The organism is Mesorhizobium sp. M1088 (genome assembly GCF_040318575.1).
In the GTDB taxonomy this organism is placed as follows: Bacteria; Pseudomonadota; Alphaproteobacteria; order Rhizobiales; family Rhizobiaceae; genus Mesorhizobium.
On the sequence record NZ_JAMYMO010000032.1, the window covers coordinates 1 to 23893 of the forward strand.

At 59.6% G+C, this 23893-nt stretch carries 17 protein-coding genes and 1 pseudogene; 10 read left to right on the top strand and 8 right to left on the bottom strand.

Going from position 1 to position 23893, the window contains the following annotated elements; all coding sequences use genetic code 11:
• Window positions 1-98 precede the first annotated feature (98 nt).
• A pseudogene (locus NKH49_RS26120) lies at window positions 99-326 on the top strand (transposase domain-containing protein); the annotation flags it as partial.
• A 106-nt stretch (window positions 327-432) separates the two neighbouring features.
• The gene (locus NKH49_RS26125; RefSeq protein WP_352502250.1) at window positions 433-2661 is read left to right on the top strand and encodes an adenylate/guanylate cyclase domain-containing protein; all 2229 of its coding nucleotides are present in this window, start codon (window positions 433-435) and stop codon (window positions 2659-2661) included.
• A 272-nt stretch (window positions 2662-2933) separates the two neighbouring features.
• Here NKH49_RS26125 and NKH49_RS26130 read toward each other — a convergent pair whose 3' ends face one another.
• The 7 genes from NKH49_RS26130 to NKH49_RS26160 form a co-directional block, all read right to left on the bottom strand.
• Window positions 2934-3959 carry a glycoside hydrolase family 3 N-terminal domain-containing protein gene (locus NKH49_RS26130; protein ID WP_352502267.1) on the bottom strand — a complete coding sequence of 342 codons (1026 nt, stop codon included), beginning with the start codon at window positions 3957-3959 and terminating at the stop codon, window positions 2934-2936.
• Window positions 3960-4185: 226 nt separating this feature from the next.
• Window positions 4186-4935 (bottom strand): SDR family NAD(P)-dependent oxidoreductase, encoded by a 750-nt coding sequence (locus tag NKH49_RS26135; RefSeq protein WP_352928538.1) that lies wholly within the window; start codon window positions 4933-4935, stop codon window positions 4186-4188.
• Window positions 4936-4989: 54 nt separating this feature from the next.
• Window positions 4990-5754, bottom strand: a complete 765-nt coding sequence (locus tag NKH49_RS26140; RefSeq protein ID WP_352928608.1) for an SDR family oxidoreductase — start codon at window positions 5752-5754, stop codon at window positions 4990-4992.
• Window positions 5755-5771: 17 nt separating this feature from the next.
• Window positions 5772-6680 carry an aminotransferase class IV gene (locus NKH49_RS26145; protein WP_352928540.1) on the bottom strand — a complete coding sequence of 303 codons (909 nt, stop codon included), beginning with the start codon at window positions 6678-6680 and terminating at the stop codon, window positions 5772-5774.
• A 60-nt stretch (window positions 6681-6740) separates the two neighbouring features.
• Window positions 6741-8555, bottom strand: coding sequence for a hydantoinase B/oxoprolinase family protein (locus tag NKH49_RS26150; protein WP_352824802.1), 1815 nt, complete (start codon window positions 8553-8555; stop codon window positions 6741-6743).
• 14 nt (window positions 8556-8569) lie between these two features.
• Window positions 8570-10672: a hydantoinase/oxoprolinase family protein gene (locus tag NKH49_RS26155; RefSeq protein WP_352718720.1), complete on the bottom strand. Its 2103-nt coding sequence runs from the start codon at window positions 10670-10672 to the stop codon at window positions 8570-8572.
• 83 nt (window positions 10673-10755) lie between these two features.
• Entirely contained in the window at window positions 10756-11871 is a 1116-nt protein-coding gene (locus tag NKH49_RS26160; protein ID WP_352824800.1) for a LacI family DNA-binding transcriptional regulator, read from the bottom strand.
• A 464-nt stretch (window positions 11872-12335) separates the two neighbouring features.
• Between NKH49_RS26160 and NKH49_RS26165 the strand changes: the two genes are divergently transcribed.
• The 3 genes from NKH49_RS26165 (at window position 12336) to NKH49_RS26175 (ending at window position 15925) form a co-directional block, all read left to right on the top strand.
• Window positions 12336-13265, top strand: a complete 930-nt coding sequence (locus NKH49_RS26165) for a sugar ABC transporter substrate-binding protein (protein ID WP_352928542.1) — start codon at window positions 12336-12338, stop codon at window positions 13263-13265.
• A gap of 73 nt (window positions 13266-13338) precedes the next feature.
• Window positions 13339-14877, top strand: coding sequence for a sugar ABC transporter ATP-binding protein (locus tag NKH49_RS26170; protein ID WP_352928544.1), 1539 nt, complete (start codon window positions 13339-13341; stop codon window positions 14875-14877).
• Window positions 14878-14926: 49 nt separating this feature from the next.
• The gene (locus tag NKH49_RS26175; protein WP_352502357.1) at window positions 14927-15925 is read left to right on the top strand and encodes an ABC transporter permease; all 999 of its coding nucleotides are present in this window, start codon (window positions 14927-14929) and stop codon (window positions 15923-15925) included.
• Window positions 15926-16488: 563 nt separating this feature from the next.
• Here the strand turns inward: NKH49_RS26175 and NKH49_RS26180 are convergent.
• Complete coding sequence (locus NKH49_RS26180; RefSeq protein ID WP_352928546.1) at window positions 16489-17097, bottom strand: hypothetical protein; 609 nt, start codon at window positions 17095-17097, stop codon at window positions 16489-16491.
• A 530-nt stretch (window positions 17098-17627) separates the two neighbouring features.
• On the opposite strand from NKH49_RS26180, the gene NKH49_RS26185 reads away from it, so the two are divergent.
• The 5 genes from NKH49_RS26185 (at window position 17628) to NKH49_RS26205 (ending at window position 23846) form a co-directional block, all read left to right on the top strand.
• Window positions 17628-19424, top strand: a complete 1797-nt coding sequence (locus NKH49_RS26185; RefSeq protein ID WP_352928548.1) for a thiamine pyrophosphate-binding protein — start codon at window positions 17628-17630, stop codon at window positions 19422-19424.
• 99 nt (window positions 19425-19523) lie between these two features.
• Complete coding sequence (locus NKH49_RS26190) at window positions 19524-20399, top strand: carbohydrate ABC transporter permease (RefSeq protein ID WP_352901173.1); 876 nt, start codon at window positions 19524-19526, stop codon at window positions 20397-20399.
• Window positions 20377-21282: a carbohydrate ABC transporter permease gene (locus NKH49_RS26195; RefSeq protein WP_352928550.1), complete on the top strand. Its 906-nt coding sequence runs from the start codon at window positions 20377-20379 to the stop codon at window positions 21280-21282. The genes NKH49_RS26190 and NKH49_RS26195 overlap by 23 nt, the downstream gene beginning before the upstream one ends.
• Window positions 21283-21286: 4 nt before the next feature.
• Window positions 21287-22450 (top strand): ABC transporter ATP-binding protein, encoded by a 1164-nt coding sequence (locus NKH49_RS26200; RefSeq protein ID WP_352718709.1) that lies wholly within the window; start codon window positions 21287-21289, stop codon window positions 22448-22450.
• A 115-nt stretch (window positions 22451-22565) separates the two neighbouring features.
• Window positions 22566-23846 carry an ABC transporter substrate-binding protein gene (locus tag NKH49_RS26205; RefSeq protein ID WP_352928552.1) on the top strand — a complete coding sequence of 427 codons (1281 nt, stop codon included), beginning with the start codon at window positions 22566-22568 and terminating at the stop codon, window positions 23844-23846.
• Window positions 23847-23893 lie beyond the last annotated feature (47 nt).

Genomic DNA, 23893 nt, shown 5'->3' on the forward strand with positions numbered 1-23893 from the left:
CTCTTCGCTGTTCTCGCAGCGAAGCCGATGTCCGAAATACGGGTGCCAACGGTAATGGACCTCGACCTCCTGCCCAACATGGGCAGAATGACCCCGAGATGGCGCTCAACCGCAAGAACGCGCTCTTCGCGGGCTCGGACGGCGGTGCCGAACACTGGGCAGTCATCGCATCGCTCATCGAAACCTGCAAACTCAACGGTGTCGAGCCGCTCGGCTATCTCGCCAACGTCCTCACCAGGATCGTCAACGGCCATCCGAACAGCCAGATCGACGACTTGCTGCCCTGGGCCTACATCCGGGCGCCTGAGCTCAAGGCCGTGGCCTGAGAACAGCGCTTACGGTCCATCAAACGTGCGGGAGAAGGGATTTGCTGGTAAGGTCGGTTTCCTTTCAGAACAACCAATACTATGATCCGCTGGGGCCAGGCCACCGATGGACCGCAAGCTTGCCGCGATTCTAGCCGCAGATGTAGTAGGCTATTCGACTCTGATGGAGCGCGACGAGGCCGGTACATTTGAGCGACTACGTGCCGGACGCAAGGAACTGTTCGAGCCCGAAATTGCCCGCCACCACGGCCATATCTTCAAGCTGATGGGCGATGGGATGCTGGCCGAATTCGGTAGTGTCGTCGATGCCGTCGAATGTGCAGTGTCGTTGCAGCGGGGACTATCCGAGCGCAACGCCTCGCTTCCCGCAGTGGAACAGATCGTGGTGCGGATCGGCATCAACCTCGGCGAGGTGATCGTCGACGGCGACGACCGGTATGGCGATGGGGTCAACATCGCGGCCAGACTTCAGCAGTTGGCGGAATCGGGCGGCATCTGCATCTCGGGAAAAGTGGCCAAGGAGGTTGATAGGAAGCTGGCGTTCGCCTTTGAGCCAATGGGCGAACAGAGGGTCAAAAACATAGCCGAACCCGTTCAGGCGTATCGCGTGTTGCTTGATTCCGCGACAGCGGGCAAGACCCTCCATGCTCGCCGCCAGCCGCGCGCCTGGCGTTTTCCGGCCGCGGCGGGAATTCTCGTCCTGGCTCTCGGCCTTGCAGTAGCATGGTGGCAGCCGTGGGAGAGGCCTGCACCGCTTGCCGTTCCGACCGTCAGCGAGGCAGCCGACACCCGGCCCTCGCTAGTCGTCCTGCCCTTCGACAATCTCAGCGACGACAAGGAACAAGAATATCTCGCCAACGGCTTCACCGAGGATCTGACGACCGCACTGGCGCGTGTGCCGGGTCTTTTCGTCTTCTCCCCCAACGCGGGCTCCGCTTACAAGGACAAGGACCCGAAGGAGATTGCGGCGGCATTGGGCGTCCGGTACCTGCTGAAAGGCTCGATTCGCCGCGTCGGCGACGACATGCGCATCAATGCGCAGCTGATCGATGGCTCGACTTCCAGACATCTCTGGGCGGAGCGTTTCGACGGCCGGTGGGCAGACGTATTCGCGCTGCAGGACAGCGTTGTCAGCAGCATCGCGGGTGCGCTGCAGCTCCGCCTGGTGAGCGGCGCGCCGGCTACCCGGGCCGGAGGCACCAGTAATCCCGAGGCCTATGAGGCCTATCTCAAGGGGATGGACATCTACAACCGTATCAACACGCCCGAGGAGTTTGCGCAGGCTGTGAAGTATTTCCAGCAAGCCGTGCAACTCGACCCCGATTTCGGCGCGGCGTACGCCCAGCTCGCCTGGGCCTACTGGGACGCGGATGTCGGTCGGGTCGTAGTAATGGGACTTACGACGGACGTGGCCCAGGGCAAGATCTATGAAACCCTGGAAGCGGCGGCCAGGGATCCTTCGCCGGGCTACTATCAGCTCGTCGCCGAGTTGATGGTCCGCGAGCACGACTCGGACGACGCAGTTACCGTTCTTCTGAAGTCGGTGGCGCTCGATCCCAGCGATACTTGGAATTATCTCTCGCTGGCCAATGCTCTGAATTTCAACGGCAGGCCGAAGGAAGTGCTTAGCTATCTCGATGCGGCTGCGCGCGTCGACCCAAACTCGTGGATGGACTACAGGCGCTACCAAGCCGGACTGGCCGAGTTCGGCCAGGAGAAGTTTGAGGACGCGGTTCGCTCGATCGAGAAGATGGACCTTATATCGGCCGATCCACGGGCGAAATTTTATGCCCTGCAGGTCCTTATTTCGGCTTATGGGCATCTTGGGCGCACAGACCAGGCCGCGGCGGCTTTGGAAACGCTTAGGAAGGTTGTTGGGCGGGTGGACAGGGGGCCGAGCCAGTTGATGACCCAGGATTACATGGTGTTCAAGAATACGGCCGATATCGAACGCCTTTTGGCCGGGCTGACCAAGGCAGGTGTGCCAGAGCTGTCGGCATTGGCAAAGGCAGGCATGAATCCGAAGGACCGGCTCACAGGGGCGGAAATAAAGTCTCTCATGTTCGGGCACGAAACGCGCGGAAAATTGGTAATGCCCACGTTCCTGCCGATGCAGCGCACAACCTCGGTCGACGGCGCCGTCAGCGAGACCGTTGGCCAGAGGAGCCGCGTAGGAACCTCGTGGGTGCAAGGCGATTTCTTGTGCAACGCCTTTCCCATAGAACTGACAAGCTGTGGGGCGATTTTTCGCAATGTGTTCAGGACGCCGGGGCGCGACGACGAATACAAGGCCGTTTACCGCGGGGACCAGTTCGAGTTTTCGGTCGTCAAGTGAAACTCCCAAATGCCGCAAGGCCGTAAGTCTGCTTGCCGAGTAGACGCGACGTTGTTGGCATAACTGCAAACGTCGACAATTGGCGCTATCAAGACGTCCGGCCCTGTCGCTGACCACGTCTGCTTTCAGGCAGCGGCTAAGCCAATCTCTACGGCCGAATGGAGGCGCGAAGCTGACGCCACCGGCGAATTTGAACCGAATACCCCATCATCCTATGTTCATGATTTGTGCTTCGAAAGTCGCATAATTGGCAGACTGGAATGTGAGGGGTTTCACACCTTTCTCATTTCATACTTGCGTGATAGGTGCCGAACCTTGTTAGCAGATTTTGCCAACGCCTCGGCCGAAATCGTTCCGGACCGAGTTGCTGTTTCGATTGCATCGGCGATCTCGTCCAGTTGCGTGCCGATGTCGGCGAGAAGTAGGAAATCGCAACCAGCGTTAAGCGCATCAATTGCGACCGCGGCAACGCTATCGCCACGCATGGTGGCCATGGAATCTAAGTCATCGGCCATCACGACACCATCGAAGCCGAGGGTCTCCTTCAGCATCCGGACCACCGCCTTGGATCGGAGTGCAGCCTTTGCTTGATCGTAGGCCGTCACGATGGCAGGTCCGACCATAATCAGTTCCACCTCGGCAGCGATGGCAGCACGAAAGGGTGCCAGACCCGCCTCGACGTCGGAGAGGGCAAGGGGATTGATTGCAGTAGCATCGACTGCCGGATCGCCAGTTGTCGTGCTGTAGCCTGGAAAGTGCTTGCCCGTCGCTGCGACACGCCCGCTTTGAACGCCGCGGATGTAGGCTGCAGAAAGGCGCGCGATCAGTAGAGGGTCCTTCGACCATGTGCGCCTTTCCAGCCATTTGTTGGAACCGGTCAATACGTCAAGGATAGGAGACAGGAAAACATTGATCCCCATGCCGGCGGCCTGAGTCGCGATAAACATTGAAAGTTCGGAAATCTGTTCTTCCGACGCAAAGGGCAGCTCGCTTGGTGCAGGAAACTGCGGAACCAAATCATGCAGTCGGCAAATCCCCCCCATCTCCTGATCCACTGCCGCAAGTAGCATGCCCGACCTGCCCCGGGCGTCGTCGGTTATCCTCAGGAAGGACTCCGCCGTTTCTGACCCACGTCTGGTATCACTCATTTCGCGGGCTAGATATTCTTCCCGGCTTTCTCCCAGCAGAATGGAGATTCCTCCCCGATCGAGAAAGCGCTTTGCCGGATCACTGAGCATCATTCCATCGAAGGCAGGAAGAATAACCGCGTGAGCATCCTCAGCAGGCGTGAAGCTCATAATTCAGTCCCTCTCGAGTAGATTCTTGAAGACTCACCTCGACGATATAAGCGCGGGCCGAGGCAAGTCTCCTAAAGGCCCTTCCGCCTTTCTGATGACGGCGAGTACCCGCGTCTACGGTCCGTCCGTACCGTCTGGTTGGAAAAGTGAAGCCTGTAGCGCAGCAATGTCCGCTCACGTTCGCCCCCGGCATTGGGGCAAACCGTCTGATTGGACGCGTTCAGTGTTATGGGGTCCACTCGGCGTCTATGACGAATTCTTGCGACGAACAGAGCGCACCATCATCACTGGCCAGAAACAGTGCGAGCCCTGCGATATCATCGGGCTGAACGTGTACTCGAACGGACTGCAGCGCGTCGATCCGTGCTTCTCCTTGCAGAGTCAGATGTTCGCGCCTCTGTCTTTCCTTCATCACCCAACCCGGAAGAAGTGTGTTGACCCGGATATTGAAAGGACCGAGTTCTCGAGCTAGCCCCGTTGGCAGACGGTGCGCGCCAGCCTTGGCCGTCATGTATGTGGGGATGATCGACGCTGTACGCGCGCTCAACGATCCAAAGTTGATGATCGACCCGCCTCCGAGACGCTTCATTTGCGGGATGACGGCCTGTGTAGCGAAGAACATTGGCCGCAGGTTGATCGCCATCCTGTTGTCCCGTGTGTCGTTGGCGACATAGTTGATCAGAACTGAAACGTCACCGAGATCTCGCCCGACACGCTCTATCGTCATCTGGAGAGCGGCGATATTGCGGATGTCACATTCGATGAACACCGGTGGATATACGTGCTCGCTCAGCGACGTCACAAGCGCCTCAGACAAGGATTTCTCGATATCCACGAAGGCCACCCTTCCACCTTGCCAGGAAAATCCTTGGATCATCGCTGCGCCGATGCCAGAGCAGCCTCCGGTGATAAAGATGACCTTGCCCTTAAGCGAAGGGTAACAGGCTGAGTTCCGTCGAGAGTGTTTTTGCTGCATGAAAATCCGCGTCCACTTTCTGGATGATGGAGAAGCGAGGGCAGCGCCAGGCGTTCACACCGTCACTGTGATACCACCGTCCACGTAGAGCGTGTGGCCGTTGACGAATGAAGACGCGTCGCTGGCGAAAAACACTGCAGCCCCGATGAGTTCTTCAACATTGCCCCGCCGACCGGCCGGTGTGCGCCGCTCGAGCCACGTGGAGAATTCGGGGTCTCGAACGAGAGCCTCGTTGAGCGGCGTCTTGAAATAGCCTGGCGCGATGGCATTGACTTGCAAACCATGCTTTGCCCAATCCGCACACATGCCTCTGGTCAGGTTTCTGACAGCCCCTTTTGTCGCCGTGTAGGGCGCGATACCCGGACGGGCCAATTCGCTCTGAACAGAGCCGATGTTGATGATCTTTCCGCGCCCGCGGCCTATCATGCCTTTGGCCACGGCTTTGCTCACATAGAAAATGCTGGAGAGATTGGTTCGAAGGAGATCGTCCCATTTGTCTTCCGGGAAATTCTCCAATGCTGATCGGTGCTGGATGCCGGCATTGTTGATGAGAATGTCGATCGAGCCGATCGAGGTCTCAATCCGCTCGACCCCCTGACGCGCAGACAGGGCATCCGTGACGTCGAAGGCCTCCACCTCCACCGACAGACCGTCCTTGAGCAGATCCGTGGCGGCGTCCTTCAACAGCTGTTCACGGCGGCCGTTCAGGACAACACGGGCACCGCACTCCGCCAGGCCACGGGCAAGCGCCAGGCCAATGCCCTGACCCGAGCCCGTAACCAGGGCAATCTTACCATCGAGGTCGAAAAGCCGTCGCATCTGCATTTCGCCTTCGATCAAGAAGCGTAAGACACTGGCGTCGCATGCCAGCCGTCCTGCCGCTTGTCCCAAAAGGCTGTTCTCAGCCGCGCGGAAATCGGACCCGGCCGGTCGTTCCCCAGGATCCTTTTTCCCAGGCGGCTCACCGGCATGATGCCGCCGGCGGTTGTCGAGAAAAAGATTTCGTCGGCAGCTTCGAATTCGCTACGCGAGATATCCCGGACCTCACAGCGAATTCCAAATTCGTCGCAGAGTTCCAGGACTGTTCTTCGAGTGATGCCTTCGAGCGCACCGTGTTTCGGCGTGATGACCTTGCCATCGATGACGGCGAAGACATTGAAGCCCGGTCCTTCCGTCACGTTTCCATCGCGATCCAGTAAAATGCAGGTCTCGGCGCCTTGATCGTGCGCCTCGAAATTCCCGCGTGTCAGGTCGCCCCAGTGGAAATTCTTGATGGTCGGGTCGACTGATTCCGGCGCAATCCGTTGGGGCGACGCGATCATTGCGTGCACGCCGCGTTCCTGCTGCTCTGGGGTGAACACCCACACCCAAGGCATGACATGGCAAATCAAATAGCTGCGGCCGTTTATGGGATGAAGCGGCACGCCGCGCGGCGGGCGGGAGCGGACACAGTCCATCGCCACATAGGCCTCGCGCAAGCCGGTGCGCCGCACCAGTTCGGCGAGAATATTCTTGATCTCTTCGTCGCTTTCCTTCGGGTTCATCCGCAACTTCGTCATCGAGGTGCGAAAGCGTTTGACATGGTCGTCAAGCCGGAAGAATGCGCCGTAGTAGACGCCCGCGACATCATAGGTAACGTCGGACCGGCGGTAACCCCACTCGGTGATGCCGAGCTTGGCATCCTTGAGAGGCATGAATTCACCATCAATGTAGGCCGCGCCAGCGGACCAATCGACGTCTGTCATCGTAGTTCTCCTTGATCTGAATCGTGCCCGCTGTCGGGCAGCCTGACAAAAAAATCCGGGCTAAACGGCCACCGCCAGTTCGCTCCGGCCGGCGCGCAGGATGCGTGTTTGGACGATGTCCAATTCAAGATTGTCGTCTTCGGGAGACCCCTTGACGGCTACTCCGTAGATGTCTCGTGCGCGCTGCACGCTGATCCACCCTTCGGCGAGATCGTGTAGCACCCGCGCCGCATCGCGTTCCCGGGGCGAGCCATATCCACCGCCGCCTGCGGAGTGAGAGACCATGTGCTCACCCGGCTGCAGAGTGACCCCGTAGCAGGGGGGAAGATCGACGACCGAACCATCAGCCTTGCGCATTGCCGCCCTGGACACACCGCCGGCGCCACCGCCGCGGGCGCCTGCGGCAGGCGTGATGGTACCATCGGCGGTGTAGAGGACGGTCAGGGAGTTTCCGCCCCACGGGCCGTACTCGCTATAGACCGACGGCGCGCCGCGAAACGTGCCTGCCCCCTCGGTGTCGCCGAGGATATGGCGATCCTGGATGATGATTGGATGATGGAGCTCGTCGACTTCAACGCTGTCGATATGGCACATCCCCGCATTGCCGGCATGGATCATGGTGAGGAAGCCGTCGGTGACCGGCGTGCCGGCGCCACCACTGATGCCGATATGGACCTGATTGATGAAGGGCTCGTCATTGTTGTAGGGATCGCGCCCGGAGATGACGCCCATTCCTGGCGGTTGGATCGGGCCGGTCGCGGCTTGCCCGAAGCCAGCCGAAAGCTCGGCGATCGCCCGCTGCACCGGATTGGTGACGTGGTCGGCGAGATTGGTGGTCGCCACCGAGCACGAGGCCGGATGCCTCGGTATGCCGACACAACAATTTTCGCGAACCCGAATCTCAATGCGTCGAAAGCTGCCAGCATTGGCGGTAACATGATGATCGAGTATGCCGTTGAAAATCCCGATCATCGCCGCGCTCTTGGCGGTTGCCTCCGTGAGATTGAGGCCGCAGGGCTGGCAATCGGGATTGTCGCGCAGATCGACGATGATCCTGGCCTGGGCCGTATCGACTTCAACGTCCACCTTGACGGGAATGCCGTGCGGGATGCCGGGGAAGGGGTCGTGAGCAGACTCCAGGACGACACGTCCCGAAGACAACCTCCTGATTGCCTCGATCATCTTTTGTTCGGAATAGTCGAACCAGCGGGCGGCGTAGCCCTCAAGCATGTGCCAGCCGATCTCGCGGCCAAGGTTGAGCAGTTCGCGCTCGCCGATGCGGACGGATCCAAGGCTCGCAAGGAAATCACCCCACCATTGGTCCGGGACCCGGATACGGGCCTGGCACATGCGCACGATGTCGTGGTTGGTCTCGTAGTCTTCCTGAATCTTCGTCGCCGAAAAGATCAGCGCGCCCTCTTCGTACAAATCCTTGACGTCAGCGAGATAGCTGGATGGACGGGAATTGCCGCAGTCCGCCTGATGTGCCTTGGCCAGGACGAAGAAGCGCAGGATGCCCTCATCGTCGATGACCGGGACGATCATGCAGTGGTCGGCCGCGTGCGAGTTTCCCTCATACGGGCTGTTGTGGAGGAAGCAGTCGCCGCGCTTGAGCACCGGATGGTGCTTGAGCACCGCCTGGCACATCAAATCAGGGCCGATGAGCGTGTGGTTCGGCAAGCTCTCCGCCGCCGCCAGCAGCTTGCAGTCGGCGGTCAGAACGACACACGAGAAATCATGGGCCGTGTTGAGGATCCCGGAGCGGGCGGTTCGGAAAAGAGTGTTCTGCATCTTGCGGGCGATGGTTTCCATGCGGCTGGAAATCATCGCCATCTGAACGCCGTCCGGCGCCTTCTTCAAAATTTGCTCAGACATGGGAAAGCGCCTCCTTAGAATGTCACACGCAGGCCACCGCTGGCCGTGCGTTCTGCGACTGTGCCCGGATCGACCACGACGGTCGTGAACGATGATTCGATGATGGCGGGGCCGGCAACTGGTTCGCCCGGCTGCATGGCTTCGTAGCGATGAACCGAGACGTCGCTCCAGCCGAGTTCGGAGAAGTAGACCGGTCGCCTTGCGCGACCACCGGCAAAATCGCCTTCGGGGGGGATCGTGCCGGCGGCCCGATCGGTCAGTCTGCATCTGACCTTGGCGCGCCATGTCACGAATTCGACATTGGAATTGCGATCGCTGATCTCGAAAATACGCTGGTGGGTGTCATGGAAGGCATCCGAGACCTGCTTCAAATCGCCGTCGCTCTTCACCTGATCAAGCGGGAGAGGAACGTCGATTTCCCAGATCTGATGCGGATACCGCGCCTCTACGGAATACTCGATGTGGTAGTCGAGAGCCCCGGCGCCGGGCCCTTCCGCGAACTCAAGGCATCGCTTCCTCAGCTCTGCCAGAACCTCGTTGATCTTGTCGCCCGCAAATCTGTCGCTGGTCGTAAATTGCAGTTGCGCATAGTCCGACGAAAGCTCCGACATCAAGGCCCCGGCCGCGCTCATGACCGCACCTGCTTCGGGGATGAGGACACCAGCGCATTGAAGGCGCCTGGCAACTGCGACCGCATTAAGTCCGGCGGCACCGCCGCCGCCGATCATGACGGCCGAGGTGGGATCGATACCCTGATTGACCGTGATCTCCTCGATCGCTCCGACCATCTTTTCGGTTGAAAGCCTCAACACAGCGGCAGCGGCTTCCTCAACCTTGATGCCGAGCGGTTCGGCGACTTTCAGACGCAATTGCCGGGTCGCGCCCTCCCGGTCGAGGACCATGGCGCCGCCCAGGAAGAAGTCCGGGTCGATATAGCCCAGGATCAAGGCGCAGTCCGTGACGGTGGGTTCGGTTCCTCTGCGGCCGTAAGCGACCGGCCCCGGCGTCGAGCCCGCGCTCTGCGGACCGACCTGCAGAATTCCGCCATTGTCGACCCATGCGATCGAGCCACCTCCGGCGCCGATGCTCTTGATATCGACAGATGGAAAGCCGGTCATATGGCCGCGCGTGCGCTGGCCAATCCATGTTTCGCGGCTCCAGGGGATGCGCCCGTCACGCACCAGGCTGACGTCAAAGGTGGTTCCACCCGTGTCCGCGACAATCGCGATGGCGTTGCCAAAATCGCGCTCTGCGTAGTAGCGGCCGGCGACGGGCGCCATCGCCGGTCCAGAATTGATCGAGTGGATTGGAGCGCGTGCAACTGCCGAGGCATCCATGATGCCGCCACTTGAGGTAACCATCAGTGTCCGGCCGTTGAAACCGGCGTCCTGCAGCCGGTTGGTCAAGCCATCGAGATACTTGAACATCAGCGGCTTCAGCGATGCATCTATGACGGTCGCGGAAGCTCGGCGATATTCGCGCAGGGTTGGATTGAGCTGGTGCGAGAGCGTGTATGGAACGTCAGGCAGATGCTCCTTCAGCAGGTCTCCGATACGTCGCTCGTGAGCCGAGTTGACGACAGACCACAGAAGGCAAACGCCAACCGCTTCAATTTTCAGTGCCTCCAGTTTTTTGATTGTCGTGATGAAGTCGGCTTCGTTCAAATCCTCGACGATGTTGCCGCGCGCATCGACGCGCTCATTGACTTCGAACGTATATCGCCGAGGCACATAGGGCTCAGGGTAGGCGACCGTGAAGTTGAACGGTTCAATACGCCCGCCCTCGCGCATGACCAGGATATCGCGATGACCTTTGGTCGTGATGAAGGCTGTTTTCGCCGTCTTGCCGGTGATGATCGCATTGATGGCCCGGGTGGTTCCGTGCACGAACATGGCGCCGCGGCTGAGGAAATCCCCGAGGCCTAGTCGATAGTGCCTAGCTGCGAGATCCAAGGCATCGAGCACGCCGCGCACCGGGTCGTCAGGTGTCGTCGACGCTTTGAACAGCCTGATCTCGTTGCCATCTTCAACGACGAGGTCGGTGAAAGTACCACCGGTGTCGCACGCCATCCTGATATGATTTGCGCTGGGTTTGATCTCGGTGGCGTGGGTATCCATAAGGCAAGCCTCTTTCGTGCCGGCGCGGATGCATCCGGCCGGATATTCTGGGGTTGTTGGAAGAAGGGCGCTGTTTGGGACTGCTATTCCAAGTGTCGTTTGCCGACACGCGTGGCGGCATCTTCCTGTGGCGGCGCACATGTGTCTCGAATGACGAGTTCGGGCAGGAAGACCGTGTCGGAGCCGGCGTTGGCCGGCGCCGCATTCGGTTTGAGAACACGCTCGACGGCTGCGCTGGCCATCGCCTCGATAGGCTGACGTATGGTCGTCAGTGCGGGAAATGAGAGCTGGCTGATCCAGGCATCGTCCACGCCAATAATCGACATGTCCTTTGGAACGGCAATGCCGGCGGAACGGAAAGTCGCAAGCAACCCCAGCGCGATCATGTCGTTGAACGCGATAATGGCTGTGGGCCTGGGCGACAGCGCCGCCACATCGGAAGCGGCATCGCGACCGACCTCGACCATCTGGGCGTCTGCGACATCAAGTGCGCTCTGGTGACGCTCGAGCACCACTGCCTGGCTGTCATCGAGCTCGTGATCTCTCATCGCTTTCTTGAAGCCGGACAACCTCATCACCCGGCTGTGGGTGATGAGGGGATCCGTGACATACGCAATCCGCCGATGACCGAGAGCAAACAGATGTTCCACGGCAATCCCGATTGCCGCCTCGTGATCGAGATTGACCGTATCGAGCCGAGCAAGCTTCAAATCGAGCCTGTTGGCGTCCACGGCCACGATCGAGAGGTCGCTCCAGGCCGAGTAATAACCCCGCCTGGTGTTCAGGGGCGCGATCGTGATGAGGTCCGCAACGCCTACGGCGGCCAGATTGTCGAGAAACTCCTTCTCGAGCTTCGGATCGCGCATGGTGTTGCACAGGTGAACCCGGTAACCCGCCTTCACTGCGGCCTGCTCGATCGAGAACACCATCTGCCCGTTGAAGGGATTAACGATGCTCGGCACGACAAGGGCGATTACACGGGCCTTACCGGTCTTTAATTGGCGCGCTGCCTGGTTCGGTCGGAAATCAAGCTCAGCAATTGCCGTCGCAATGCGCGTCCTGGTCTCCGTCCCGAGCCGGTGGAATCGATTGTTCATGTAGTTCGAGACGCTGCTCACGGATACGCTCGCCGCTTTCGCGACGTCCTGAATGGTGGCGCGGTCCGCGGCATCTGTGGGCGATCCACTTTTCGGCGGCATGTCGTTCAAATCTCCCAAGGTCCCAGAGACCCTCATTCTACAACTCCCGCAAGAGAACAAAACCTCGATGGTCGCGAGTCCAGCTCCGCCGTTGTGCGGTCGAGCAAGTTGGTAAAACGGTACACTAAAAATTCTCCCTGTCAATCGATCGCCGATCTGGCGATGTCGCCTATCATGTCGTCGATATCCCGGGTTTTGGCGAGATAGCTCGACTCTGATGAAGGCAAACACGTCAAATGGGAGTTGACAGGTGAAAAAAGGCAGGTGTATCGTTTTACCAACTGTAGCAAGCCGAAGAGCTTCGCAGCAGGCTTAACGGCGCTGAACACGTCTCGCTTGGGGCAACGCCACGCCTGAAACTTGCACGATCGTTTTCTTGTGATGCTGCCGCTAGTCCGACGGGTACCGGGGCGAAGTCGGCAATACAAAGCTTTCCATCATCAAAAAACCGACGGAGACGGAACATGAAAAAGTTTTTGCTGGCCGCCGCATGTCTAACGTTGCTCGGCGTCCCTGCTCAGGCCGAAACAATCGGCTTCAGCATGCAGCGGTTCGACGACAATTTTCTCGCGATTCTTCGCAGTGGCCTGGAGGCGCACGCCAAAGACCTTTGGAACGTGACGTTGCTGATCGAGGATGCGCAGGGCGATATCGCCCGGCAGCAAAGCCAGATCGAAAACTTCATTGCCGCCAAGGTCGACGGCATGATCGTGATCCCGGTAGAGGCCGATGCCGGCGTCGCAATGTCCAAGACCGCCGACAAGGCCGGAATTCCCCTGGTCTTCGCCAACAATCAGCCTTCCAACGTCGATCAGCTGCCGGAGAAGCAGGCTTTCGTCGGCTCTGACCAGATCCAGGCAGGCAGCCTGGAGGCGAAAGAGGTGTGTCGCCTGCTGGGCGGCAAGGGCAAAGCCGTCATTCTGATGGGCGAACTCGGAACCCTGGTTGCGCGTGGCCGCACCGAGGCGGTGCACGAGGTCTTCAAGTCCGATGACTGCAAGGGCATCGAGATCGTCGAAGAGCAGACGGCCACCTGGTCACGCACGCAGGCGCTCGACCTGACCACAAACTGGCTGTCGGCGGGTCTCAACTTCAATGCCGTCATCGCAAACAACGACGAGATGGCGCTGGGTGCGCTTCAGGCCATCAAGGCAAGTGGCGGATCAACCGGCGACTACGTCGTTGCCGGCATCGATGCAACGCAGGACGCCTTGACAGCCATGAAGTCAGGCGACCTCAAGGTGACCGTTTTCCAGGACGCGATCAGCCAGGGAAAAGGCGCGCTCGACACGGTTCTGAAGCTGGCCCGAGGCGAGAAGACCGACAAGAAGGTCTTCACCACGCTCGAACTCGTCACCAAGGACAATATGGACAAGTACCTGAAAAGGAACTGACCGCCAGCATCGCGCGCCGGTCATTGATCGGCGCGCGGACTGTTCCGTTCGATCTGGATTTGGGACGACTTCGATGCAGACCACAGTCGCCGCTACGCCAATCCCACCTGGTCTTGAGGACAAGCGTCAGCCCTGCCTGCTGAGCGCGACCGGAATCAGCAAGTCGTTTCCGGGCGTGGTGGCTCTCGACGACGTGAGCTTTCAACTCAGGCGGGGTACCGTCCATGCGCTGATGGGCGAGAACGGCGCCGGCAAATCCACGCTGATGAAAATCCTGGCGGGGATATACCAACCCGATGCAGGAGAAATCTTCCTCGACGGCATTTCCGCCCAGTTCAAGACCCCGCTCGACGCGCTGACACAGGGTGTCGGGATGATCCATCAGGAATTGAACCTGATGCCCTCGATGACGGTCGCGGAGAACATCTGGATCGGCCGAGAGCCACGCAATCGATTTGGGATCGTCGATCATCGGCGCATGAATCGCCTATCGCGCGATCTTCTCGCGGAGCTGAAGATCAGCCTGGATCCGGAGGCGGAAGTTCGCCATCTGTCGATTGCCAGCAGGCAGATGGTGGAAATCGCCAAGGCGGTTTCCTATCGCTCGCGTGTCCTGATCATGGATGAGCCCACCTCGGCACTGACAGAGCGCGAGTCGGCCCATCTCTTCGAGATAATCGGGGATTTGAGAAAGCAGGGCATCGGCATCATCTACATCTCGCACAAGATGCACGAGATCTTCGAAATATCGGACGAGATCTCCGTTTTTCGTGACGGCAAATATATCGGCACCCATGCGGCAGCAGCCACCAGCCGGGACGAGATCATCCACATGATGGTCGGCAGAGACATCTCGACGCTGTTTCCGAAAGAGAACGTGCCGACCGATGATGTCTTGCTTTCGGTTCGGGACCTGACTTTGCGCGGCGTCTTCTCGGGCGTCTCTTTCGATCTGCGGGCGGGCGAGATATTGGGCCTCGCCGGTCTGATTGGGTCGGGGCGGTCCAATGTTGCCGAAACCATCTTCGGGGTGACACCCGCCACCAGCGGCGAGATACGGATAAGGGGGCGACGCGTCGATCTGAGATCGCCACGCGATGCGATCGCCAACGGAATGGCCTTCCTGACAGAAGACAGAAAACAAAGCGGCTGTTTTCTCGTCCTGGACATTCTCGAGAACATGCAGATTGCCGCTCTTCAAAGCCAATTCGTCAATGCCGGTTTCGTGCACGGCAAGGCGATTGCCGCGGCATGCCGCGAGATGAGCAGGACGTTGCGCGTCAAAAGCTCAGGTATCCACACCACGGTCGAAAATCTCTCCGGTGGCAACCAGCAGAAGGTGCTGATCGGACGCTGGCTTTTGACCAGACCGGGCATCCTCATCCTCGACGAGCCGACACGCGGCATCGACGTTGCCGCCAAGGCCGAGATCCACGCTCTGGTCTCAGCGCTCGCCAGCGCGGGCGCCGGCGTCATTCTGATTTCCTCGGAGATGCCGGAGATCCTCGGAATGAGTGACCGCATCATGGTGATGCATGAAGGCAAGATCACCGGCGTTCTGGACCGCGATGAGGCGACGCAGGTCAAAATAATGGAACTCGCTTCGAAGTAGGCGAGGAAAGAGGAACTGTACGATGGGAAAAGACACAACAGCCGCCGCCATGCCTGAGTACCGTGGCGGCCTTGGCGGTTGGCGAAAACCTCAGGAGCTCAATATCTTCCTGGTCCTGGTGGGGATCGTTGTCCTCTGCGAGGTGTGCGGCTGGCTGTTGATCGGGCAGAGTTTCGTCTGGAATCCGCAGCGCCTCACGATCACCATCCTCCAGGTGTCCGTGGTCGGGATTATCGCAATCGGCGTGACGCAGGTCATCATCACCGGCGGCATCGACCTTTCTTCGGGGTCCGTCGTGGCGGCAAGTGCGATGCTGGCGGCTGGGTTTGCCCAATCCGCGGAATGGTCGAAAGCGCTTTATCCTTCGTTGACCGATCTGCCGGCCATCGTCCCGATCGGCGTTGGTGTCCTGGTCGGTTTGATTGCAGGGATAACCAACGGTGTTTTTGTCGCCTATGCCCGGATCCCGCCGTTCATCGCAACGCTCGGCATGATGGTTTCAGCTCGGGGCATTTCGAAATGGTATACAAAAGGCCAGCCCATTTCGGGGCTGACCGATCAATTCACCGCCATTGGCTCGGCTGCATGGCCGGTGTTCGTCTTCATAGTCGTCGCCATAATCTTCCATGTTGCGCTTCGCTACACCCGCTACGGCAAGTACACCTATGCCATCGGCGCGAACGTCCAGGCAGCGCGGGTCTCCGGCATAGATGTCGAAAGGCATCTGGTTAAGGTCTACGCGATCGCCGGAATGCTTGCCGGTCTCGCCGGCATCGTCACCGCGGCGCGCGCGCAGACGGCTCAGTCCGGCATGGGATACATGTATGAGCTCGATGCGATTGCCGCAGCCGTGATCGGCGGAACGTCGCTTGCCGGCGGGGTGGGCCGGATAGGGGGCACCGTAATCGGCGTGGTGATCCTGGGCGTGATGTCGTCAGGCTTCACGTTTCTGCGGGTCGACGCCTACTACCAGGAAATCGTCAAGGGCCTGATCATCGTCACGGCCGTGACCATTGATGTCTACCGGAATCGGCAGAAACGCTCCTAGATCGAGCCCGCTCGCGGGCGCCTACTCCAAAACAATAAAAGCCGCCAGATAAAAATCACAAAGGCAGGAATGTTTCCGCAAGCGCAAGAAGACTTCAGGTCAATTCTGAAAATTCCATCGATGGAGATCGAAAATGCAAATAAGAGCACTGCACAGCTTGACATTGCAGCATTTTGACTTCGGCGCACTCGCCGAATGCGTATCTCAAAGGTGGCGATATCTGGCCAGGGTTCACGACTTTGCTCGTCGCCTTGTTGACAAACATGGGGCGGGCCGTGCGTCGGATCTTACAAAAGGGGCCGCCGCCAGAGCGTCGGGGAGGCGCGGGGCGATCCTGCGGGCCATTGCCGAGTCAGTGAACGATCTGACGCGGTTGGACATTTTCTACCATTGACTGGACGGTTCGAGCTTACGGCAAAAACCGCCCACAGTCGCTCACCAGGCAACGATCAACTCAGCCGATCGGGTGCAGTTCTATGGCCAACCAAACCGCATCGGTGTCGGCGAAATAGCGACGCCATGGATATTTCCACTGGTTCGTTCCGCTGACCCGGCAAAACGCCTCATAGGTAAAGCCCGGCGCCATGAGGACATCTTGATAAAGCGTCGCCTGGTCGTTCTCCCGGAATTTCTGCATGCGGCCGGTTCCGAATATCTGCGTGTGGATCTCCAGGAAGGGATGGTTTGTCGTGAATGAAGCAGTCGGTTTCAGCAGGTGACCACCAGAGGTTCAGTTTGAGCACGAAGCGCTGCATTTGCCGTTCCACGGCGACCTCGCCTGTAAAGAACAGCGGGTCGAGCTCGACTTCGCCGATCGTGTCCTGCGGCGAGATGAAGAGCGGGGTCTGGCGCGGGAAAGACCGGATGCGGTTGCCGAGCCAGTCCCAGCCGCGGAACATGACGCCGCCCAGGTCGACTGTCTTGCAAACTTTCAGGACAGCGATCCGGCCGCTCTGTTCGATCGTCGCTTTCGACAGCATAGCCGAGCGCCACGGCGCAATTGAAGTCTTGATCGCATCGTCGATGATCAGCCGGTCGCTCGACAGGTTGACGACGATGCTGCTTTCGACGTGCAGGCCGGCGCCATTTTCGAAGAAATCGGCGGCGACGAAATCGTCCGCGAAATTCAGAGATCGATGCTGCAGCAGGCCGGTGCCCCGATGAACACTCATATCGTTCCTCCACCCATCGCGACCGTAGGGCGATGCCGTCCTGCGACCGCTGTCGCCATGTCACATCGACTGACGATCAAAAGGACAGAAAGGGCGGGCTTCAGCAATTTCGCAGACGCCCTTCGATCAGCGCGATCTGACGCAATGCCTGCGTCACTGGCTGGCATTGCCCTGTCAGCGGCAATGGTCGAGCCGTCGATCCAACAGCGGGCAGAGGGTCTGGCGCCGAAATTTCAACGGCCGATTTGGTTTCGCTTCGCAAGCCCGGCGCCATCGCAGAACGGGCGGCAGCATAAGCTGACAGCATTTTACGCACTGGCAGCTTCAGCTTGCGTCACATTAGACATCATTGAGAAATTGCGAGTTGGCTGTCGGCGAAGTCACATCGCAGGACAATCAGCCGATCCGGACCGACCTCCCAGAGGAGTGGTCGTGCATACCGGAGGCAAGCCAGAAAAGAGCGGAGCAAATGCATGCCGGCGCACGAAGACGTGCGACGGCCGACCGCTGACGAGGGGAGTTCTGCAGACATGAAGCTTACTGGCGGCCAGGTCATCGCGACCGCATTGAAGAAGTACGGCATCAAATACGTGGCAGCCATCCCGGGGCATGGATGCTGGGCGATGCTCGATGCCTTCCTGCAGAAGGGCAGCGAAATCCCGGTCATCCAGGTGATGCATGAGCAATGCGCCGTCCACATGGCCGATGGATACTGGCGCGCCTCGGGCAAGCCGATGGCGGCGATGACTTCGATTGGACCCGGTGCCGCTAACACCATCATCGGCCTGGCGACAGCCTACGCCGACTCGACGGCGGTGCCGCTCTTCACCGGCGGGCCGGCGACGCATATGCGCGGCCACGGGGTCATGCAGGAGCTCGATCGCCACCGCACCAATTTCTTCCCGCAGATCGCCAGCGGCGCCGTCAAACGATCTTTCGAAGCTGGTCGCGTCGATGAATTGCCCTTCATCATGCATCGCGCCTTCAACGCCATGCTCAGCGGTCGTCCGGGTCCGGTGCATGTCGAAGTGCCGATGGATATCCAGTCGCAGGCAGCCGAGGTGGACATCCACGACCTAGATCTCAGGATGGCGATGGGCCGCGCCCGACCTGACCAGCGGGCAGTCGAGGCTGCCGCCGCGGCGTTGCTTGCGGCAGAGCGTCCGGTGATCGTGGTTGGCGGCGGTGCCATCACGGCGGAAGCAGCACCGGAAGTGAGGAAGTTGGCCGAAAAGACCGGCGCCGTGGTTGTCACGACCTGGAACGGCAAGAGTGCCTTCCCGGAAGATCATGTGCTTTTCGCAGGAGCGGTAGGCCAGACGGGAACTTCGGCCGGCAACAATATCGCTGCCGGGGCGGACCTCGTTGTTTCCGTCGGCTGCCGCTTCACCGATTGGTCCGCGTCCAGCTGGCGCAAAGGCGTCAGTTTCTCGATCCCGCCGGCGAAGCTTGTCCACATCGACATCGACCATCAGGAGATCGGCAAGAATTACCCGACTGCGGTCGGGCTTGTCGCCGACGCCAAGATGGCGCTTGCCGATATCATCGATGCCATTTCGTCCGAGCAGTCAAAGAAGACGCTTGCCCGGCGGGAAGCATTCCACAATGCGGTCGCTCGTGAGAAGGCCGATTGGGAAACGCAGCTCGCCGTACGTCGCGACAGCAACCAGTTCCCTTTCACGACGCAGCGTCCGCTGAAGGAACTTCGCGAAATCATGGGTCGCGAGGACATTCTTCTGGTCGGCTCAGGCAACACGCAAGGCGTCGTCAAACAGACCTATCCGGTTTACGAGCCACGCACGCACATCACCTCCGGCAGCTACTCCTCGATGGGTTGGGCGCTGCCTGCTGCCCTCGGCGCCAAGCTCGCCTGCCCGGACCAAAAGGTCTGCGTCATCCTCGGTGACGGCGACTTCATGATGTCGATGCAAGAGATGGCGGTGGCAGCGATGCACAACATCCCGATCGTCATCGTCGTACAAAACAATTCCGGCTACATGTCGATCCGCGGCGGACAGCGCAAGATCCTCGGCCGCCATGTCGCCAGCGAATTCAATATGGGCAATGGCGGCGCCTACTCGCCGCAATTCGCTGAAATTGCCAAGAGCTTCGGCATGGACTCCTGGCGCGTCGAGAGCGCCGACAAGCTGAAGCCGGCCCTCGAAGCTGCATTTTCCTGCGGCGGCCCAGCGCTCGTCGAAGTGCCGACGGCGCGCGATGCGGCAGGCGCTTTCGTCCCAGGCTGGTGGGACTTCCCGATCCCCGCCTATCACGACGAAGGTCAGGACGACTATTGGCGAGAACGTGCGCAAGAGCAGCATCTTTGACCGCATGGTCAGGGCAGCAGCGACAATACCGCCACCAAACCTGAGAGGCGCAAGAGCCACGTGACGACGAATAGCCCCCGAGCAACGATCACAGAAATTTTGACCGGCTGGCCCTCGAAATCCTGGCTGGTGTTGCTGCCGACTTTGCTGGTCACGTTGCTGGTCGTCTACGGCTATATCCTGTGGACGGTCGTCGTTTCCCTGACCTCGTCGCGCTTCTTCCCCAAGTACGATTTCGTCGGCATCGAGCAATACGCAAAATTGTGGAAGGCTGATCGCTGGCAGATCGCGGTCGACAATCTTTGGATCTTCGCATCGCTCTTCATCGGCCTTTCAGTTGTTGCCGGCCTGGTGCTTGCGATCTTCCTTGACCAGAAAGTGCGGCTCGAGAACGTCATCCGCAGCATATACCTCTACCCGATGGCGATCTCCTTCATCGTCACCGGCATCGCCTGGAAATGGATACTCAACCCTGGCCTCGGCATCCAGAAACTGGTGCGCGATATGGGCTATGTCGATTTCAAGTTCGACTGGCTGATCGACCCGAAGATGGCCATCTACACCATAGTGCTTGCCGCCTTCTGGCAGTCCTGTGGTTTCGTCATGGCGATTTTCCTGGCGGGCCTGAGAGGTGTCGACGCGGAGCTCTTCAAGGCAGCTCGCATCGACGGCGCTGGCCTGCCGAGAATCTACTGGTCGATCGTTCTGCCGATGCTGCGCCCGGTCTTCTTCAGCGTCATCGTCATCCTGCTCTACCAGGCGCTACGCTCGTTCGACCTCATCGTGTCTCTGACGAATGGCGGTCCGGGGTTCTCCAGCGATCTGCCGACGACCTTCATGTACCAATACACTTTTGGACGTGGCCAGCTCGCTCAAGGCGCCGCAAGCGCGGTGATGATCACGATGACGGTGATCGCCATCATTGTCCCTTACCTCTATTCGGAAATACGCCATGAACGCCGCAACGCTCGCTAGCCCGGTGCCGCGTTCGGCGGCGCGTATCGATGTCGCACGAGTCCTGGGATGGGCCGCGGTCTACTTCACCCTTCTCATCTTCGTTCTGTTCTTTGTCGGGCCATTGTTCGTGATGATCACCACCTCGTTGAAATCGATGGAGGAGATACGTCTCGGCACTTTGGTCGGCATCCCGCGCCACCCAACCATTCAGCCCTGGATCGATGCGTGGTCGAACGCGTGCGTGGGAGTCGAATGCACCGGCCTCAGCCCATTCTTTCTCAACACCATCTACCTGGTCGTTCCGGCAACGCTCATTCCCACGGCAATCGGCGCACTCAACGGCTACGCCCTCACGCAGGTCGATTTTCGCGGGCAGAACATCGTCTATGCGATCATCTTGTTTGGCTGCTTTGCGCCCTACCAGGCAATTCTGATTCCGCTTGCTCAAACACTCGGCAAACTCGGCCTCGCCGGCACGATCAACGGCCTGATCCTTGCACACGTCGTCTATGGTCTGCCGTTTACGACGATGTTTTTCCGGAACTTCTTCATCTCTGTGCCAAGCGATCTCGCCAAGGCCGCCAGGATAGACGGCGCGGGTTTCTTTCAGACATTTCGCCACGTGATGCTGCCGATGTCGCTGCCGATCATGGTGGTGGTGATCATCTGGCAGTTCACCAGCATCTGGAACGACTTCCTGTTTGGCGTGGCTTTCACCTCGGGACGAAATGTCCCGATCATGGTGGCGCTCAACAACATCGTCTCGAGCAGCACCGGAGAGCGTCCGTACAACGTCGACATGGCTTCGGCCATGCTCGCCGCGTTGCCGACGCTCCTCGTCTATGTGTTCGCCGGAAAGTATTTCGTCCGCGGTCTGATGGCCGGATCTGTAAAGGGGTAGGGCCGTGGCACAACTCAACATCCGCAGTCTTCACAAGTCCTACGGCAACCTCCCGGTGCTCGAGAACATCGACATCGAGGCAAGGGACGGCGAATTCCTCGTATTGCTCGGCCCGTCGGGTTGCGGCAAGTCGACCCTGCTCGGCGCCATCGCAGGCCTCGAACCAATCAGCAGCGGCGACATTCTGATTGACGGGCGCTCGGTCGCCAGACTTGAGCCAAAGGATCGCGACATCGCCATGGTGTTCCAATCCTATGCGCTTTATCCGACGATGACGGTTCGCGATAATATCGCCTTCGGCATGAAAGTGCGCGGCGTGGCAAAGCCAGAGCGCGACAAGGCGATCGCCCGTGTCGCGGAGACGCTGCAGATCGGCGCTCTGCTTGACCGGAAGCCGGGTCAACTGTCGGGTGGTCAGCGGCAGCGTGTCGCAATGGGCCGCGCGCTCGTGCGCTCGCCCAAGATCTTCCTGTTTGACGAGCCGCTATCGAATCTGGACGCAAAGCTTCGCGTCGAAATGCGCGCCGAGATCAAGAAACTCTACCAGCGTCTCTCGGCGACAATCGTCTACGTGACGCACGACCAGGTCGAAGCGATGACGCTTGCGACCAAGATCGTGGTGATGAAATCGGGGGTGATACAGCAGATCGGCTCGCCCGACGAAATCTACGGCCGCCCCGCCAACACCTACGTCGCGGGGTTCATTGGCTCGCCGCCAATGAACCTGATCCCGGCTCGCATGCGTCGAAAGGATGGCCGTGTGCTGCTTGAAATCGAGGGCGCTGGCGACAAACCGATCCACCTTGCGATCTCGGGTCCTGCCAATCCATCTGCCGCCCCAGAGGGGACGGCGGTCATTGCGGGTATCCGCCCCGAGGCGATCTTTCTGCCGCACGAGAAAAATCATGAACACACCCAGAAAGTCGATGCGGTGGTCGACCTTGTCGAGCCAACGGGCTCCGACACTTTCGTCACGCTTACCCTTGGCGGCAACAAAGTCATTGCGCGGTGCCATCCGAAATCGGCGCTGAGGGCAGGCCGCGAAACCTTCCTGGTCGATATCGATGGCATCCAGATATTCGACGTCAACACAGGCATGCGCATCGAGCAGGCTGGAGAGGACGCGGGCATGCCACCGATCGACGTGACGCGGTTCGCGACCGGGTAGATCAACCCAGGGCCTTCGAGGCAACACGCCACAACCGACAATGAAAAAGGCGGCAGACGTTTCGGCGCGTCTGAGCCTTCGTGCACCAATGTCTGCCGAACAAGGAGCAACCATAATGAGCATCAAGGGGAAGCGGAAATATTTCGGGCCAGTTCTGCTGAGTGCAGCGGCCGTCGCGTCAATGGCAATCAGCATACCGGCCTACTCCGCCGAAAACGAAATCGAGGTCGTCCATCAATGGACCGCCGCGGGCGAAGCTGCGGCAATGAAGGTGTTGAAGGACGCTGTCGACGCGCAGGGTCTCAAGTGGGTGGACTCGCCGATCGCCGGCGCCGGCGGCAAGAACATGACACAGGCGCTGCAGGCGCGCTTCGCGGCCGGCAATCCGCCCGCCGCATCGCAGATGCCAGGTCAGTTCGTCTTGGAATATGCGCAAGCCGGTTCTCTCGGCGACCTGTCGGCAACCGCTGAGAAGGAAGGATGGGAACAGCTCGTCGCTCCCGCTCTGCTCGACTACATGAAGGTCGATGGAAAGATCGTTGCGGTGCCGCTCAACCAGCGGCGCGAGAACATGCTCTGGATCAACAAGAAGGTTCTCGACCGGTTCGGCGGAAAGGTACCGGAAAGCTGGGACGAGTTCCTGACGCTTGCCGAGAAGATCAAGGCGGGTGGGATAATACCGCTGGCGCTGGGTGGTGACGACTGGCAGGAGGGCGAAATCTGGACAGACATCCTGATCGGCCAGGCCGGCGTCGACTTCTACAAGAAGGCAGTGATGGCGACCGACCACGCAGCCATCAAGAGCGACACGATGGTCAAGGTGTTCGACACCTTCCGCAAGGTGCTCGCCTATGCCGACCCCAACCGCGCCGGCACCGACTGGGCGATCGAGACGGGCAAGGTGATCAAGGGCGAAGCCGCAATGCAGTTCCAGGGTGACTGGGCAAATGGCGAGTTCGTCGCCGTCAACATGAAGCCTGGCGTTGACTATCTCTGCACGGCGGCGCCCGGACACGGCCACACGTACGTCTTTCTCACCGACTTCTTTGGCATGTTCAAGCAGCCGAATCCCGAAGCGCAGAGGAAGCAGGAAATTCTCGCCAGCGCGGCGATGTCGATCGAAGTTCAGGAGAACCTGAACCTCAAAGGTGGCTCTATTCCGGCACGCCTCGATGTACCGCGTGACAGGTTCAATGACTGCTCCAAGCAGGCCTTTGCTGACCGTGAGGAAGGCATGAAAGACGGCACGCTCATTCCCTCGTTCGTCGAAAACAATGCGCTGCCGCGCGACATCCGCGCTCCGTACATGGACGTCATTACACAGTTCGCAAATACGCCCGACATGACCTCGCAGCAGGCAGTCGACAAGCTTGTCGAAGGGTTGAATTCCCTCTGACCCTCCTTGGACGCCGCCGGTGCGAAAGCCGGCGGCGTCGCATCCTG